At 65.4% G+C, this 15,214-nt stretch carries 12 protein-coding genes and 2 tRNA genes; 4 read left to right on the top strand and 10 right to left on the bottom strand.

The features are described 5' to 3' along the window. Positions 1-15: 15 nt before the first annotated feature. The 5 genes from AvAM_RS16675 to AvAM_RS16655 all read right to left on the bottom strand — a co-directional run bounded on the left by AvAM_RS16675 (position 16) and on the right by AvAM_RS16655 (position 2,389). Positions 16-774, bottom strand: coding sequence for an arginyltransferase (locus AvAM_RS16675; RefSeq protein WP_137748089.1), 759 nt, complete (start codon positions 772-774; stop codon positions 16-18). Further along, positions 771-1,526 carry a leucyl/phenylalanyl-tRNA--protein transferase gene (aat, locus tag AvAM_RS16670; RefSeq protein WP_137748088.1) on the bottom strand — a complete coding sequence of 252 codons (756 nt, stop codon included), beginning with the start codon at positions 1,524-1,526 and terminating at the stop codon, positions 771-773. Before aat ends, AvAM_RS16675 begins: the two co-directional genes overlap by 4 nt. A 107-nt stretch (positions 1,527-1,633) precedes the next feature. Next, positions 1,634-1,709 (bottom strand) — tRNA-Asn (locus tag AvAM_RS16665). 65 nt (positions 1,710-1,774) lie between these two features. Beyond that, a tRNA-Asn gene (locus tag AvAM_RS16660) sits at positions 1,775-1,850 on the bottom strand. Positions 1,851-1,960: 110 nt separating this feature from the next. Beyond that, positions 1,961-2,389 carry a YbaN family protein gene (locus AvAM_RS16655; RefSeq protein WP_375708160.1) on the bottom strand — a complete coding sequence of 143 codons (429 nt, stop codon included), beginning with the start codon at positions 2,387-2,389 and terminating at the stop codon, positions 1,961-1,963. Positions 2,390-2,513: 124 nt separating this feature from the next. On the opposite strand from AvAM_RS16655, the gene def reads away from it, so the two are divergent. Beyond that, positions 2,514-3,053, top strand: a complete 540-nt coding sequence (def, locus tag AvAM_RS16650; RefSeq protein ID WP_137748086.1) for a peptide deformylase — start codon at positions 2,514-2,516, stop codon at positions 3,051-3,053. A 55-nt stretch (positions 3,054-3,108) separates the two neighbouring features. Here def and AvAM_RS16645 read toward each other — a convergent pair whose 3' ends face one another. Then, a complete protein-coding gene (locus tag AvAM_RS16645; RefSeq protein ID WP_137748085.1) occupies positions 3,109-5,709 on the bottom strand; it encodes a [protein-PII] uridylyltransferase in 2,601 nt (866 codons plus the stop codon). Positions 5,710-5,803: 94 nt separating this feature from the next. Beyond that, positions 5,804-6,619 carry a type I methionyl aminopeptidase gene (map, locus tag AvAM_RS16640; RefSeq protein WP_137748084.1) on the bottom strand — a complete coding sequence of 272 codons (816 nt, stop codon included), beginning with the start codon at positions 6,617-6,619 and terminating at the stop codon, positions 5,804-5,806. Between the two features lie 136 nt (positions 6,620-6,755). Here map and purL point away from each other — a divergent pair, with 136 nt between their 5' ends. The 3 genes from purL to AvAM_RS16625 all read left to right on the top strand — a co-directional run bounded on the left by purL (position 6,756) and on the right by AvAM_RS16625 (position 12,607). Beyond that, complete coding sequence (purL, locus tag AvAM_RS16635; protein WP_137748083.1) at positions 6,756-10,763, top strand: phosphoribosylformylglycinamidine synthase; 4,008 nt, start codon at positions 6,756-6,758, stop codon at positions 10,761-10,763. Between the two features lie 136 nt (positions 10,764-10,899). Beyond that, positions 10,900-11,886, top strand: a complete 987-nt coding sequence (locus AvAM_RS16630) for a DUF808 domain-containing protein (protein WP_137748082.1) — start codon at positions 10,900-10,902, stop codon at positions 11,884-11,886. Between the two features lie 130 nt (positions 11,887-12,016). Then, complete coding sequence (locus AvAM_RS16625; RefSeq protein ID WP_137748081.1) at positions 12,017-12,607, top strand: OmpW family protein; 591 nt, start codon at positions 12,017-12,019, stop codon at positions 12,605-12,607. 67 nt (positions 12,608-12,674) lie between these two features. Here the strand turns inward: AvAM_RS16625 and AvAM_RS16620 are convergent, their stop codons facing one another. The 3 genes from AvAM_RS16620 to AvAM_RS16610 form a co-directional block, all read right to left on the bottom strand. Then, entirely contained in the window at positions 12,675-13,319 is a 645-nt protein-coding gene (locus AvAM_RS16620) for a LysE family translocator (protein WP_137748080.1), read from the bottom strand. Positions 13,320-13,537: 218 nt separating this feature from the next. Further along, positions 13,538-14,569, bottom strand: a complete 1,032-nt coding sequence (locus tag AvAM_RS16615) for a metal-dependent hydrolase (RefSeq protein WP_137748079.1) — start codon at positions 14,567-14,569, stop codon at positions 13,538-13,540. Between the two features lie 54 nt (positions 14,570-14,623). Continuing rightward, the gene (locus AvAM_RS16610) at positions 14,624-15,166 is read right to left on the bottom strand and encodes a protocatechuate 3,4-dioxygenase (RefSeq protein ID WP_249368185.1); all 543 of its coding nucleotides are present in this window, start codon (positions 15,164-15,166) and stop codon (positions 14,624-14,626) included. Positions 15,167-15,214 lie beyond the last annotated feature (48 nt).

Genomic DNA, 15,214 nt, shown 5'->3' with positions numbered 1-15,214 from the left:
AATGTTGCCAGGTGTTCAGGCGCTGCGGGGTGGGGGCGCATCTGTGCGGTGCCACTGGCCCTCCGTGCGGATCTCGTGCGGATGAAAGCGGGCCTTGTAGTTCATTTTGGGGCTGGCCTCGATCCAGTAGCCCAGGTACACATGGGGCAAGCCCAGCGAACGCGCCTGTTCGATTTGCCAGAGAACGTTGTAGGTGCCGTAGCTGCAATGAGGCTCGGGCTCATAGAAGGTGTAGACCGCCGACAAGCCGTCATCGAGCACATCCAGGATGGAGACCATCTTCAGTGCGCCGGGCTCCCCTGACGCGTCGGTCTCCCGAAACTCCACCAGCCGCGAGTTGACGCGGCTTTGCAGGAGAAACTGGGTGTACTGGTCAATGCTGTCATGGTCCATGCCCCCGCCTGCATGGCGCCCGTTCTGATAGCGCAGGTAGAGCTGGTAGTGCTCTGGCACGAAACACAGACGCAGCACGCGGGCTTGCAATTTCGCATGGCGGGCGGCGGCTCGCCGCTGGCTGCGATCGGGTGTGAATTCGTTGGCCAGCACCCGCAGCGGCGTGCACGCCTGGCACCCGTCGCAGTAGGGGCGGTAGGTAAACATGCCGCTGCGGCGAAAACCTTTGGCGACCAGGTCAGAGTACAGGTCGCTCTGGATCAGGTGGCTGGGCGTTGCGACCTGCGATCGCGCCTGCCTGTCCGGCAGGTAACTGCAGGGATAGGGGGCTGTCGCGTAGAACTGCAGGGTTTGCAGAGGGAGGTCGTTGAGTTGCGTCATGCCTTGGGGGCCAGAGTGGGCAGCAGCGCGTTCCAGTATACGGGGTCGAATGCCCAGGTAAGAGGGGGTTCGTTGCGAGCCCTCTCGACGTGTGCAAGGAACTCGGTGCGGGCGATTTCGCGCCCTCCGAGGAAGGCCAGGTGCCCGGTGTTCTGCTGGCAATCGATCATGCTTACTCCGTGGTGGCGGCACAGTGCCACCAGGGCGGAGAGGGCGATCTTGGATGCGTCGGTGGCGTGGGCAAACATGGATTCGCCAAACACAGCCCGGCCCAGCGCCACGCAATACAGGCCGCCGGCCAGCTCGCCATGAATCCAGGTCTCAACACTGTGGGCATGGCCTGCCGCATGCAACCGGGTGTAGGCCTCGACCATCTCCGGCACGATCCAGGTCCCTGCTTGCCCCTCGCGCTCCTTGGAGGCGCATGCGGTGATGACCTCCTTGAATGCGTGGTCCACCCGGATTTCGCAGTGGTCTTGTGTGCGGAAGGTCTGCAGCGTCTTGCGGAGGGATCGGTGCAGCCGGAACTCTGAAACGGGTAGCACCATGCGCGGATCTGGTGCCCACCACAGGATGGGTTGCCCCGGTCCGTACCAGGGAAAGGTACCTTGTGCGTATGCGGCGCACAGGTGGAGGACATCCAGGGCGCCCCCAGCGGCCAGCAGGCCGGGCGCGGGGTCATCATGCCCCCAGGCGGTGGCTGGTGCAGGGAAGGGGTCTTCGGTTTCCAGCCAGGGCAATTGCGGGGGCATGGTGGCAAAACGCAAAGACACCATTGTCTGGCATGTGGTCGGCGATGGACCGGGGTGCCGAGGGCAAAAAAAATCCCTGCACCGGATGGCGGTGCAGGGATTCTGATTGGCTCCTCGACCTGGGCTCGAACCAGGGACCTACGGATTAACAGTCCGGCGCTCTACCGACTGAGCTATCGAGGAATAATCGGTACGTAAACTCGGTATGTAAAAGGCCCCGCTTCACTCATGCAGGGCCTGCAAATTCTTGGCTCCTCGACCTGGGCTCGAACCAGGGACCTACGGATTAACAGTCCGGCGCTCTACCGACTGAGCTATCGAGGAACAAGACTTAGATTATATACACAAAAATCAGCTCAAAACTCGTTTGTAGTGGGTTTGTGCAATCGGCCTGATTTTCTTTGTCGCGCGGCGCGGGCACGACCCTTGTTCTTTCATGATGGCTCGGGTCGGCGCCACAGCCACGCCAGCACGCAGGCCATGCACCCGATGGCCATTGCCACGATCCATGGGCGCGACACTGTCAGCAGCAGGACTACGGCACTCAAGGACATCACGAGTGCTGCGCTCCATTTGGCGCGGCGGCTGACCTTGCCTCCCTGTGCCCAGTTGCGCAGCAAGGGGCCAAACAGCCGGTGGTGCCAGAGCCAGCGGTACAGCCGTGGCGAGCTGCGGGCAGCCGCCCATGCCGCCATGAGGATGAACACGGTGGTGGGCAGGCCGGGAACAACCACGCCGATGGCCCCCATCACCAGGCACAACACGGCGAAGGCCTGTAGCAGCCAGCGCACGGGCCAGGGCAGGGGGCGTGGCGAGGGTTCGGGGGGCTCGCCCAAGGGGTCTTCAGGAGGCATGGTAGCCATGGGCATATTGTGAACGGGCTTGCAGGTTGCCCTGCTGCGCAATGGCCGCCCGCACGCTATGCTGCATGCGCCCCATACGCCAGCGCGCATCTGCGCGCCCGCTTTTGCAGAGATTTTTCATCCGATGACCATCCACACCATCCTGAAGATGGGCGACCCGCGCTTGCTGCGCATTGCCCAGCCCGTGACCGAGTTTGACACTGACGCCCTGCATCTTCTCGTGCGGGACATGTTCGACACCATGCGATCCGTCAACGGGGCAGGCCTGGCGGCGCCCCAGATTGGTGTGGACTTGCAGCTGGTGATTTTTGGCTCCAACGACCGCAATCCGCGCTACCCGGACCGGCCGCTGGTGCCCCCGACCGTGCTGTTGAACCCGGTCATCACCCCCTTGGGTGATGCAGAGGAGGAGGACTGGGAGGGCTGCCTGTCCGTGCCGGGCCTGCGTGGCAAGGTGCCGCGCTGGTCACGTATCCGCTATACAGGCTTTGACCCCTATGGCGACCCCATCGACCGCACGGTGGAAGGCTTCCATGCCCGCGTGGTGCAGCATGAATGCGACCACCTCATCGGCAAACTGTACCCGATGCGGGTGCGGGACTTCACGCAGTTCGGGTTCACCGAAGTGCTGTTTCCCGACATTGGAGCTGCGGAAGACGACTGAAGCGACCGGCCGTCGGGTGCCGCGCGTCAGCGGACAGCGGCACCCATGGAGTCCGTCAGGACGATAGCTCGCGCAGCAGTTCGGTCTCGATCTGGATCTGGCGCGCGTTGTTCTGCAGCTCGGGGCCCTGGATGAGGAAGGTGTCTTCCACCCGCTCACCCAGGGTGCTGACCTTGGCCAGTTGCACGCTCAGGTGGTGCTGCGCCAGGATGCGTGCCACCAGATACAGCAGGCCCGCACGGTCGCTGGCAGAGATGGCCAGTAGCCAGCGCTGCGCTTTTTCGTCGGGCCGCAGGGTCACGCGGGGGGCGACCGGGAAGCTCTTGACCCGGCGCGAGACCCGCTTGCGCGCGGGCTCCGGCAGCGGGCCGCCTTCCTCGATCACACGCATCAGGTCGCTCTCGACCATGTGGGTCAGCTCGCGGTAGTGCCCGGGCTGTTCGGACGCGGAAGAGGCCACCACCTGGAAGGTATCCAGCGCGTAGCCGTTGTTGGCGGTATGCACGCGTGCATCGAGGATGCTGAAGCCCACGCGGTCGAAGTAGCCACAGATGCGCGCAAACAGGTCGGCCTGGTCGGCGGCGTAAACCATCACCTGCAGCCCGTCACCTGCCAGCGACTGGCGGGCACGCACCACTGGTTTGGCGGTGCCCACGTGGCGCGACAGATGGCGTGTGTGCCAGGCAATGTCGGCGGCGTCGTGGCGCATGAAGTAGCTCACGTCGAGCGTGGCCCACAGGGCCTTGTGGGCCTCGAACGGCAGCGCGTTGAGCGCCAGCAGCACCAATGCCTCGCGCTTGCGGGCCTCGATCTCGGCGGCTGCATCGGGGGCGCGGCCGCCCAGGGTGCGCAGCGTAGCGCGGTACAGGTCTTCCAGCAGCTTGCCCTTCCAGGCGTTCCAGACCTTGGGGCTGGTGCCTCGGATGTCCGCCACGGTGAGCAGGTACATGGCCGTGAGGTTGCGCTCATTGCCCACGCGGCGTGCAAATGCGGCGATCACATCCGGGTCGCTCAGGTCCTGCTTTTGCGCTACGGTGCTCATGGTCAGGTGTTCGCGCACCAGAAACTCGATGAGCCGGGCGTCTTCGCGGTCCACACCATGCTGGCGGCAAAAGCGCCGCACTTCTTCGGCGCCGATCTGCGAATGGTCGCCGCCGCGCCCCTTGCCAATGTCATGGAACAGCGCCGCTACATACAGGATCCAGGGCTTGTCCCAGCCTGCAGCCAGCTGCGAGCAGAACGGGTACTCGTGCGCATGTTCGGCCATGAAGAAACGGCGCACATTGCGCAGCACCATCAGGATGTGCTGGTCCACCGTGTAGACGTGGAACAGGTCGTGCTGCATCTGCCCCACGATGCGGCGGAATGGCCACAGGTAGCGCCCCAGCACCGATGTCTGGTTCATCAGCCGCATGGCGTGGGTGATGCCTGAGGGCTGCTGCAGGATGCGCATGAAGGCATCGCGGTTGACCGGGTCGCGGCGGAAGGCGCTGTCCATCACGCCGCGTGCGTTGTACAGCGCACGCAAAGTGCGCGCCGACAGGTCCTTGAGCCCCACGGTGGTCTGGTAGAGCAGAAAGGTTTCCAGGATCGTGTGCGGGTCGCGGGTGTAGAGGTCGTCGCTGGCCACTTCGATGAGGCCCGCCTTCTCGAAGAATCTCTCGTTGATGGGGCGCGGCTCGTGCGTCGATGGGTTCAGGCGCTCTTCGATGTTCAGCAGCAGGATCTGGCTGAGCTGCGACACCGCCTTGGCGGCCCAGTAGTAGCGGCGCATCAGGCTTTCGCTGGCTCGCATGGGCAGGCGCGAGCCATCGGGCGCCTGCGAGCGGTAGCCGAACGATTCGGCTACGGCCGTCTGCAGGTCGAACACCAGGCGGTCTTCGTGCCTCCCGGCCGCCGCATGCAGGCGGGCCCGGATCAGGCACAGCAGCGCCTCGTTGCGCTCGATCTGGCGCACTTCAAAGGCGGTGGCCATGCCGCTGGCGGCCAGTTCCTTCCAGTTGCGGCCCAGTCCGGCGGCCTGTGAGACCCACAGGATCATCTGCAGGTCGCGCAGCCCACCGGGCGACTCCTTGCAGTTGGGCTCCAGCGAGTAGGGCGTGTTCTCGTACTTGTTGTGGCGCTGGCGCATTTCCAGGGTCTTGGCGACCAGGAAGGCCTGGGGATTCATTTGCGCGCGGTACTGGCGCTGGAATTCGGCAAACAGTGCGGCATTGCCGCACACCAGCCGCGATTCGAGCAGCGAGGTCTGCACCGTGACATCACCCGCGCTTTCGGCCAGGCACTCGGCCACGGTGCGCACGCTCGACCCGATCTCCAGGCCCGTGTCCCAGCAACTGCCAATGAAGCCTTCCAGCTTTGCACGCAAGGCGCTGCCGGCCTCGGGCGCCGCGCCGTCGGGCAGCAGCAGCAGGACATCGACATCGGAATAGGGGAACAGTTGGTCGCGCCCGAAGCCGCCCACTGCCACCAGGGCCATGTCGTCGGGCAGCTGGGCGCGTTGCCACAGGGTCTGCAGCAGGTTGCCCGCCAGTGACGACAGCTTGCGCAGCAGCACGCGGATGCCGCGTGTTGATGCGCCGGTGGCTTTCATGGCCGCCAGCAGGGCGGCCTTGTCGCTGCGGTAGGCGTCGCGCAGGGCATGGAGTTCAGTCATGGTCGGTAAGTATCGTGGGAGGCCATGAAAAAGCCATGCAAGAGTTGTGCAAGCGGCTGCCTGGTGCGCGGGAGCGGGTGGCCCCGCAGTCGCCTCAGGTCTTGGTGGCTGTCACAAAGGGTGGCAGCGGGGGCGAGCCCGCTGACAGCGTCATCACCTCGTACCCCGTCTCCGTGACCAGCACCGTGTGCTCCCACTGGGCCGACAGGCTGTGGTCCTTGGTCACGATGGTCCAGCCGTCGTTGCCGTGTTCCTTCACCTCGCGGCGGCCCGCGTTGATCATGGGCTCGATGGTGAAGACCATGCCGGGCTCCAGCTTTTCGAGTGTGCCGGGGCGGCCGTAGTGCAGCACCTGGGGTTCTTCGTGGAACTTCTTGCCGATGCCGTGGCCGCAGAACTCGCGCACGATGGAGAAGCCCTGCGCTTCTGCGAACTTCTGGATCGCGTGGCCGATATCACCCAGGTGGGCGCCGGGCTTGACCTGCACGATGCCGTGCCACATCGCATCGAACGTGATGGCGGTGAGCCGCTTGGCGGCAATCGAGCACTCGCCGATCATGTACATGCGGCTGTTGTCGCCGTACCAGCCATCCTTGGTGATCACGGTCACGTCCACGTTGACGATATCGCCCTTCTTGAGCGGCTTGTCGTTGGGGATGCCGTGGCACACCACATGGTTGACCGAGGTGCACAGCGAAGCCGGGTAGGGCGGGTAGCCGGGGGGCTGGTAGCCCACGGTGGCCGAGATGGTGCCCTGCTGGGCCATGCATTCGGCGCCCAGGCGGTCGATTTCCTTGGTGGTGATGCCGGGCTTGATGTGGGGGGCGATGTAGTCCAGCACTTCGGAGGCCAGGCGGCAGGCCAGACGCATGCCCTCGATGTCCTCGGCGCTTTTGATGGTGATGCTCATCCCCCGATTATCCCATTGGCCCCCCGGCTGCGCAGCGGGCGGGCCATGCCCGGTAAAATGGAAGGCTCCGGTGCTGGTTGCACGCTGGCGCCCGGAGCCACCCTCTACCCCTGACACCCCCCAACAGGCCGCTACCGTGACCTTGCACATGACCACGCTGGCGGGCGGCAACGCCCTCAGCTCCTTCCGCGCCCAGCAACTTCAACCCGCCCTGGAGGCGATCCACCCCAAGATCAGTGGCATTGCAGCGCGTTTCGTGCACCTGGTCGCCACCGATGCGGCCCCCACGTCCGCTGAACAAGAACGTCTGGCTGCGCTACTGACCTATGGCGACCCTTACGCAGGCCCCGAGGACGGCGCCGTCCTCATCGTCACGCCCCGCCTGGGCACGCTCTCGCCCTGGGCCTCCAAGGCCACCGACATTGCGCGCAACTGCGGCATCGCTATCCGCCGCGTCGAGCGCATCACCGAATACCGCATCAGCCTGAAATCGGGCCTGCTGGGCAAGACGCCCGAGCTGACCGCCGAGCAACTGGGCCAAGTCGCCGCCTTGCTGCACGACCGCATGACCGAATCGGTGGTGGCCGACCGCAGCGCCGCTGCCGCGCTGTTCACCGAACTGCAGCCTGCCCCCATGGAGCATGTGGATGTGCTGGCCGGTGGCCGCGCTGCGCTGGAGGCCGCCAACACCCGCTTTGGTCTGGCACTGGCCGATGATGAAATCGACTATCTCGTCAACGCCTTCAATGGCCTGAAGCGCAACCCCACCGACGTGGAGCTGATGATGTTTGCGCAGGCCAACAGTGAACACTGCCGCCACAAGATCTTCAACGCCCAGTTCACCATCGACGGCGTGGCGCAAGACAAGAGCCTGTTCGGCATGATCCGCAACACCCACCAGCTGGCACCCCAGCACACGGTGATTGCGTATTCGGACAACGCCTCGGTCATGGAAGGCCATCAGGTCGAGCGATTTGTGGCAAAAATGGCCGCTACCGCGCAACCATCTAGCGCTAATAGCTATCAAAAGAGTAGCGTTACCCAGCATGTGCTGATGAAGGTGGAAACCCACAATCACCCCACGGCCATCTCGCCCTTCCCGGGCGCATCGACCGGCGCGGGCGGCGAGATCCGCGACGAAGGCGCCACCGGCCGGGGCTCCAAGCCCAAGGCGGGCCTCACGGGTTTCACCGTGTCCAAGCTCTGGGGCAGCGCCGTGGGCAAGCCCGAGCACATTGCCAGCCCGCTGCAGATCATGGTCGAAGGCCCTCTGGGCGGCGCCGCGTTCAACAATGAATTCGGCCGCCCCAACCTGAACGGCTACTTCCGCGAGTACGAGCAGGAAGTTGGCGGCGTGCAGCGCGGCTACCACAAGCCCATCATGATCGCGGGCGGTGTGGGCGTGATCGACGCCGAGCTGACCAAGAAGATCGAATTCCCCGCTGGCTCGCTGCTCATCCAGTTGGGTGGCCCTGGCATGCGCATTGGCATGGGCGGCAGTGCCGCCAGCTCCATGGCCACCGGCACCAATGCGGCCGAGCTGGACTTTGACTCGGTGCAGCGCGGCAACCCCGAAATCGAACGCCGTGCGCAAGAGGTCATCAACCATTGCTGGGCGCAAGGCAGCAACAACCCCATCCTGGCCATCCACGACGTGGGCGCGGGCGGTTTGTCGAACGCCTTCCCTGAGCTGACCAACGATGCAGGTCGGGGCGCGCGCTTCGATTTGCGTGCCGTACAGCTCGAAGAATCCGGCATGGCGCCCAAGGAAATCTGGAGCAACGAGTCGCAAGAGCGCTACGTGCTGGCGATTGCTCCTGAATCGCTGGAACAGTTCAAAGCCTTCTGCGAGCGGGAGCGCTGCCCGTTTGCCGTGATCGGCACCGCCATCGAAGAGCGCCAACTGGTGCTGCACGACCCCGCCGCCACGGCCGACGACCAGAAGCTGCCCGTGGACATGCCCATGAACGTGCTGCTGGGCAAGCCGCCCAAGATGCACCGCGACGTGACCACTGTGGCGCGCGAGTTCGCGCCCATGGACTTGACCGGCGTGCCGTTGCAAAAGGCCGTCATCGACGTGCTAGCCCACCCCACGGTGGCGTCCAAGCGCTTCCTCATCACCATTGGCGACCGCACGGTGGGCGGCCTCAGCCACCGCGACCAGATGGTCGGCCCCTGGCAGGTGCCCGTGGCCGATTGCGCCGTGACGCTGGCCGATTACAAGGGCTTTGCGGGTGAGGCGATGAGCATGGGCGAGCGCACGCCGCTGGCCGCCATCAACGCGCCCGCCTCGGGCCGCATGGCGGTGGCCGAAGCCATCACCAACTTGCTGGCCGCGCCCATCGAGCTGCCGCGCGTGAAGCTGTCGGCCAACTGGATGGCTGCCTGCGGCGAGCCCGGCGAAGACGCCGCGCTGTACGAAACCGTGAAGGCCGTGGGCATGGAGCTGTGCCCCGCGCTGGGCGTCTCCATCCCTGTGGGCAAGGACAGCCTGTCCATGCGCACGCAGTGGAGCGAAGGTTCGGACAAGAAGAAGGTCACCTCGCCCGTCAGCCTGATCGTGAGCGCCTTCGCCTCGCTGTCCGATGTGCGTGGCACGCTCACCCCCCAGCTCGACGCCACCGAGGCCGACACCACACTGGTGCTGATCGACCTGGGCAAGGGCCAGAACCGCATGGGCGGCAGCATCCTGGGCCAGACGCTGGACCAAAGCGGCGACGTGGTGCCCGATGTGGACGACCCCAAAGACCTGGTCAACCTGGTCAACGCCGTGAACGCGCTGCGCGCCAAGGGCCAGATCCTCGCGTACCACGACCGCAGCGATGGCGGCCTGTTGGCGGCAGCCGCCGAAATGGCCTTTGCGGGCCATGTGGGTGTGGCGCTGAACGTGGACCTGCTGGTCACCGAAGGCGACGGCATCAGCGACAGCCGCATGGAAACCGGCGACGCCAAGAACTGGGCACAGCAGGTGAGCGCGCGCCGCGAAGAACTCACGCTCAAGGCGCTGTTCAATGAAGAACTGGGGGTGCTGCTGCAGGTCAAGACCAGCGAACGCAATGACGTGATGCAGACCCTGCGTGAGCATGGCCTGTCCAAGTTCAGCCACTTCGTCGGCAAGACGCGCCCCGTATCGTCAGAAATCGACGCCGGCAAGGGCGAACTGCAGGTCTGGCGCGATGCCAAGTCCGTGTTCAGCGCCAAGCTGGCCGATTTGCACCAGGTGTGGGACGCCGTGAGCTGGAAGATCTGCCAGCAGCGCGACAACCCTGCCAATGCCGATGCCGAGCACGCCGCAGCGGGCGAGCCCGCCGACCCGGGTTTGCATGTGCACCTCACCTTCGATGCCGCCGACAACGTGGCCGCGCCGTACCTGAACCTCGCCAAACCCAAGGTCGCCATCCTGCGCGAGCAGGGCGTGAACTCGCACATCGAAATGGCCTACGCCTTCACCGAGGCGGGCTTCGAGGCCTACGACGTGCACATGACCGACCTGCAGACTGGCCGCGTCAAGCTCGAAGACTTCAAGGGCGTGGTCGCCTGCGGCGGCTTCAGCTATGGCGACACGCTGGGCGCGGGCATTGGCTGGGCGCGCTCCATCACGTTCAACCCCGTGCTGGCCGCACAGTTCCAGGGCTTCTTCGGCCGCACGGATACGTTCGGCCTGGGTGTGTGCAACGGCTGCCAGATGTTTGCCGAGCTGGCCGACATCATCCCCGGCGCGCAAGACTGGCCGCGCTTCACCACCAACCAGAGCGAGCGCTTCGAGGCCCGCCTGTCGCTGGTGGAGGTGCTCGAATCGCCTAGCCTGTTCCTGCAAGGCATGGCGGGCAGCCGCCTGCCGATTGCGGTGGCGCACGGCGAGGGCTATGCCAACTTCAAGTACCGGGGCAACGCCGACAAGGCCATCGCCGTCATGCGCTACGTGGACAACCACGGCCGTGCTACCGAGCAGTACCCGTTCAACCCCAACGGCAGCGCGGGCGGTCTCACGGCCGTGACCACGGCCGACGGCCGCTTTACAGCCATGATGCCGCACCCCGAGCGTGTGTTCCGCAACGTGCAGACGAGCTGGACCAGCGAGGACAAGGCCGAGTACAGCGGCTGGATGCGCATCTGGCGCAATGCGCGCAAGTGGGTAGGCTGACCCCGCCTGCCGTTGAGGCAGAAAGCGTGACTGGGAACGGGGCTGCGGCCCCGTTTTTCATGGGGCGTAGATATCCGCAGGATTGATGTGGGTCATTGCTATAGTCGGCGCTTTTCATCCATTCCAAGGACCTCCCATGGCCTCTGGCAGCCTGCTTGCCCTGCTCGACGATATCGCCACCATTCTGGATGACGTGGCCGTGATGACCAAAGTGGCGGCCAAGAAGAGTGTGGCCATGGCAGACGATGTGTCTGTGATGACCAAGGTGGCTGCGCAAAAGACGGCGGGGGTGCTGGGGGATGATCTGGCGCTCAATGCCCAGCAGGTGACCGGGGTGCGCGCCGAGCGCGAGATTCCGGTGGTGTGGGCCGTTGCCAAGGGTTCGATGATCAACAAGATCATCCTGGTGCCTGCCGCGCTGCTCATCAGCGCATTTGCGCCCTGGGCCGTGACCCCGCTGCTCATGGTTGGCGGGGCATTCTTGTGTTTTGAGGGCTTTGAAAAGGTGGCCCACAAGCTGCTGCATGCTGAGCATGAGGACGCTGCCGAACACGAAAGCCATGCCAAGGCCAATGCCAACCCGGCGGTGGATCTGGTGGCATTCGAAAAAGACAAGATCAAAGGTGCGGTGCGCACCGACTTCATCCTGTCCGCCGAAATCATCGCCATCACGCTCGGGACCGTGGCTGCTGCACCCTTTGCGCAGCAGGTGGCCGTGCTGTCGGGCATCGCGGTGATCATGACCATCGGCGTGTATGGCCTGGTAGCGGGCATCGTCAAGCTGGATGACCTGGGCCTGTGGCTCAGCAACAAGGCCAGCAGCGCTGCGCGCGCCGTGGGCAGGGGCATCCTGCGTGCAGCGCCCTGGTTGATGAAGGGCCTGTCTGTGGCGGGCACGGCGGCGATGTTCCTGGTGGGCGGCGGCATTCTGGTGCACGGCGTGCCCGCACTTCACCATGCCGTCGAGGCCGCCGCTGCTGCTGCAGGCCAATGGCCCGCAGGTGCGGTGTGGAAGGTGGTGGCAGAGAACCTGCTCAACGCGGTGGTGGGCATTGTGGCCGGTGGCCTGTTGCTGGCCGGGGTGACGCTGGTGCAGCGCCTGCGCGGCAAGTCCACAGCGTGAAAATGGGTATGCCTTGATGTAGGTCTAAGGGTTAGTACGGAGGTCTTGAGTTAGGGCAAGGCCGGTGAGCAGGTGCAGCGGTTCAATACATGCACGGGGGTCGTCCCCGTCCAACCGATGCGAAATCACCATGAAAAAGAACCTGCTGGCTGTAGCTGCCTTGTGTGTCCTGTCCTCTGGCGCTGCCCTGGCGCAACAGGCTGAAGGCCCCTGGATGGTCCGTGCACGTGCGGTGCACCTGGACAGCGCCAACAAGGACAGCACGCCCCTGGGCCTCACGGTCAACAACAAGGCGATTCCTGAAGTCGATATCACGTACTTCTTCAACAAGAACATCGCGGCAGAGCTGATCCTCACGGTGCCGCAAAAGCACACGCTCAGCGCGGGTGGCGCAGCCATCGGCACGCTCAAGCACCTGCCTCCGACACTGCTGGCGCAGTACCACTTTGATGTCTCTGGCTTCAAGCCCTATGTGGGCGCAGGCATCAACTACACGCGCTTCTCCAGCGTGAACCTGCCCGCCGGTGTGGACATCGACCGCAACAGCTTCGGCCCCGCGCTGCAAGTGGGCGTGGACATCCCGCTGGCCAAGAACCTGTACCTGAACTTCGACGTGAAGAAGGTCTTCATCAAGACCGATGTGACTGCGGGTGGTGCCAAGCTGGGCACCTTCAAGGTAGACCCTGTTCTGGTGGGCGTGGGTCTGGGTTGGCGCTTCTGAGGCGCCGTTCGCCATCACCCCGGTGGTGGCGGGCATCGCCCGGCAAGCGCCTTTGCGGCGGCGCTGGTCAGCCCACACTGCGGCGGTACAACGCCAGTGAGGCGGCCAGTGCCAGCAACGCGCCCCCGCAGCAGCGGTCCAGCCACCGCACTGCACGGCGTTGCAGCAGCCGGATGGCACGCGCTCCGATCAGCGCATAGGCCAGCATCACCACACAGTCGAGGCTGGCAAACACCACCGCAATGGCCGCGTACTGTGGCCACTGTGGTGCGTTGGCATTGATGAACTGCGGCAACAGCGCCGAGCAGAAAAGATAGCCCTTGGGATTGGTGACCGCCACCAGAAACGAGCGCAGGAAGATGCCGCCCGGCGTGGCTACCGCCCCTGCGGCGCCCGGGGAGTCCCCTGCGGATGCAAGGTCCAGGCCGCCTTGGGAGCGCAGCAGCCGCCACCCCAGCCAGGCCAGATAGGCAGCGCCCAGCCACTTCACCACCAAGAACCAGAACTCCGACGCGGCCAGCAACGCGCCCAGCCCCAGCGCCACGGCGCCCACGAGCACGAAGTCGGACACCATCGCGCCGAGCATGCCCGGCAAGGCGCGGCGCACGCCATAGCGCGCGCCATTGGCCAGCGCCAGCAGCACCGTAGGGCCCGGCGTGGCAATGGCCACCAGCGCCACCAACGAGAACACCAGCAGGGTGGTGGGTGTCATACGGCCACCCCACTGCCTTGGCAGGGCTGTGGCGCTACGGCGCTGATCATTGCTTCGGCGGCATTGGGCGGTCGATTCTTGTGGAAGCCTGTGCGGTGGTGGGGCATGGCGTGGTTTTGCGATAGCGAAGAGGTCCAGCGTAGGCTGCAGGCAGCCTCTTCACAAGGCACAGATGCCGCTGCTTTGGGCAGTACACCTGTGCTTGAGTGCGCGGGCTCCTACGGCTGCCCGCGCGCTGCCTGCGGCGGTGCCAGCACCACATCGGCCCCCCACGTGCGCGCCCACAGCCAGGGCAGGGCGGCGGCCAGGTCGGGCCGTTGCCACTGCTGGGTGGTGGGGCGCTGGCCGCCCGCCATCTCTGCAGGGGTGCCCAGGTTGAAGTGAAAGGTGTAGGTGGGCTCGTTGCCCATGCGCAGGTCGGTGATGAAGACTTCGCCCCCGGCCTCGCTCATCTTGAAGAAGCCGTGGCTGAACCGTGCGATGCGGTCCACCAGGGCGTTGCCCTGGTAGCGTTCATACAGGTCTGCGCCCCGTTCATGGGCCGTCCAGCGCACGGGGCGGTCTCCGTCCAGCAGCCCGTAGTAGGCCTCGTAGTAGTGCGTAGGCGTTACTGCCACGGCGCGCCACAGCAGGGTGTTGAAGGGCGCGGGCGTGACAAGCAACCGCCCAGGCGCCAGCTGTGGCACGGGGGCGGCCGCTATGAAGCGCTGGGTAGCCATCTGCTGTGCAGCCACACTCCAGCCCAGGTAGGCCGTGCTCAGCACCAGCCCCATGCGCGCCCAGGCAATGCCGCGCCCGTGGCGCATCAGCAGCGCCAGCAGCACGCCCAATAGCAGCGGCAGGGTGTACAGCGGGTCGATGATGAAAACGCTGCCCACGGCATAGGGCGTGCTGGTCAAGGGCAGCAGCAGCTGTGTACCGTACACCGTCATCCAGTCGAGCAAGGGGTGGGTGACCAGCGCCAGCCACAACGCCAGCCACCAGCGGGTGAAGAGGCTGGGCTCCCGGTGCAGGCGCGACACCAGCCAGGCCAGCGGCGCGGACAGCAAGGTGAGGTACAGCAGGGCATGGCTTTCCGAGCGGTGCAGCACCATGTTGAGAATGGCGTCGCCATGGTCGATGAGCGCGTCCAGGTCGGGCAGCGTGCCGGCAATGCCGCCCCAGAGCGCGGCCTTCCACACGGCGGTACGGCGGCCCAGGGTGGCGATGCTGACAGCAGAGCCCAGGACAAGTTGGGTGACGGAGTCCATGCGGTGGAGCGGGTTGAACAGAAGGGGTTCTGGATTGTGGTGGTTGGCAGCCGATCAGGCCTGCACCACCAGCGCAAACTCGGCCCGCATGCCATCGGCCGACGGGGCGAACGGTACCGTCAGTGCCGCACGCTCTGCTGCGCTCAAGCGGCGCCAGAGGAAGTCGCTGGCATTGCCTGGCTCGCCCGCCACATACATCTGTGTGGTCAGCAACTCGCGTTCGGGCAGGCGCACCTTGAAGTGGATGTGGGGCGTGCGCCCCGTGTAGGGCGCGGGCCGGATGGTGCGAAAGCGGTAGCGCCCGTCGCGGCCCAGCACCACGCGGCCAAAGCCCTGGAATGCGGGGGCGGCCTTATTGCCATCGCCGGGGTGGTGGTAGTGGCCGTCTGCATCGCACTGCCAGATCTCGACCGTGCCACCTGCCAGGGGCACGCCCTGCGTGTCGGTGACCCGGCCTTCCACCCACACGGGCTGGCCGTCCACATAGCGCATCAGGCCGTTGCGCAGCAGGTCGCCGTCGCTGTCCGCAGGGAGCCGGACCGGGTAGTACGGCCCCTCGGTCTGGCGGGGCGTGGGGGCCAGGGCCCCTTGCGCCATGGCCGCAGGCACCAGGGCCGGGGCCACCACCAGGGCACTGCCCCACAG

This window comes from Acidovorax sp. NB1, assembly GCF_005405905.1.
In the GTDB taxonomy this organism is placed as follows: domain Bacteria; phylum Pseudomonadota; class Gammaproteobacteria; order Burkholderiales; family Burkholderiaceae_C; genus Acidovorax.
This window is presented reverse-complemented; position numbering and strand designations above follow the sequence as displayed.

What these genes read in the sequence shown, in the direction of transcription:
- aat (WP_137748088.1), bottom strand. Translation starts at nt 1,526, where the DNA reads ATGCCCCCGCAATTGCCCTGGCTGGAAACCGAAGACCCCTTCCCTGCA.
- AvAM_RS16615 (WP_137748079.1), bottom strand. Translation starts at nt 14,569, where the DNA reads ATGGACTCCGTCACCCAACTTGTCCTGGGCTCTGCTGTCAGCATCGCC.
- AvAM_RS16625 (WP_137748081.1), top strand. Translation starts at nt 12,017, where the DNA reads ATGAAAAAGAACCTGCTGGCTGTAGCTGCCTTGTGTGTCCTGTCCTCT.
- AvAM_RS16610 (WP_249368185.1), bottom strand. Translation starts at nt 15,166, where the DNA reads ATGGCGCAAGGGGCCCTGGCCCCCACGCCCCGCCAGACCGAGGGGCCG.
- AvAM_RS16645 (WP_137748085.1), bottom strand. Translation starts at nt 5,709, where the DNA reads ATGACTGAACTCCATGCCCTGCGCGACGCCTACCGCAGCGACAAGGCC.
- AvAM_RS16620 (WP_137748080.1), bottom strand. Translation starts at nt 13,319, where the DNA reads ATGACACCCACCACCCTGCTGGTGTTCTCGTTGGTGGCGCTGGTGGCC.
- AvAM_RS16675 (WP_137748089.1), bottom strand. Translation starts at nt 774, where the DNA reads ATGACGCAACTCAACGACCTCCCTCTGCAAACCCTGCAGTTCTACGCG.
- AvAM_RS16630 (WP_137748082.1), top strand. Translation starts at nt 10,900, where the DNA reads ATGGCCTCTGGCAGCCTGCTTGCCCTGCTCGACGATATCGCCACCATT.
- def (WP_137748086.1), top strand. Translation starts at nt 2,514, where the DNA reads ATGACCATCCACACCATCCTGAAGATGGGCGACCCGCGCTTGCTGCGC.
- map (WP_137748084.1), bottom strand. Translation starts at nt 6,619, where the DNA reads ATGAGCATCACCATCAAAAGCGCCGAGGACATCGAGGGCATGCGTCTG.
- AvAM_RS16655 (WP_375708160.1), bottom strand. Translation starts at nt 2,389, where the DNA reads ATGGCTACCATGCCTCCTGAAGACCCCTTGGGCGAGCCCCCCGAACCC.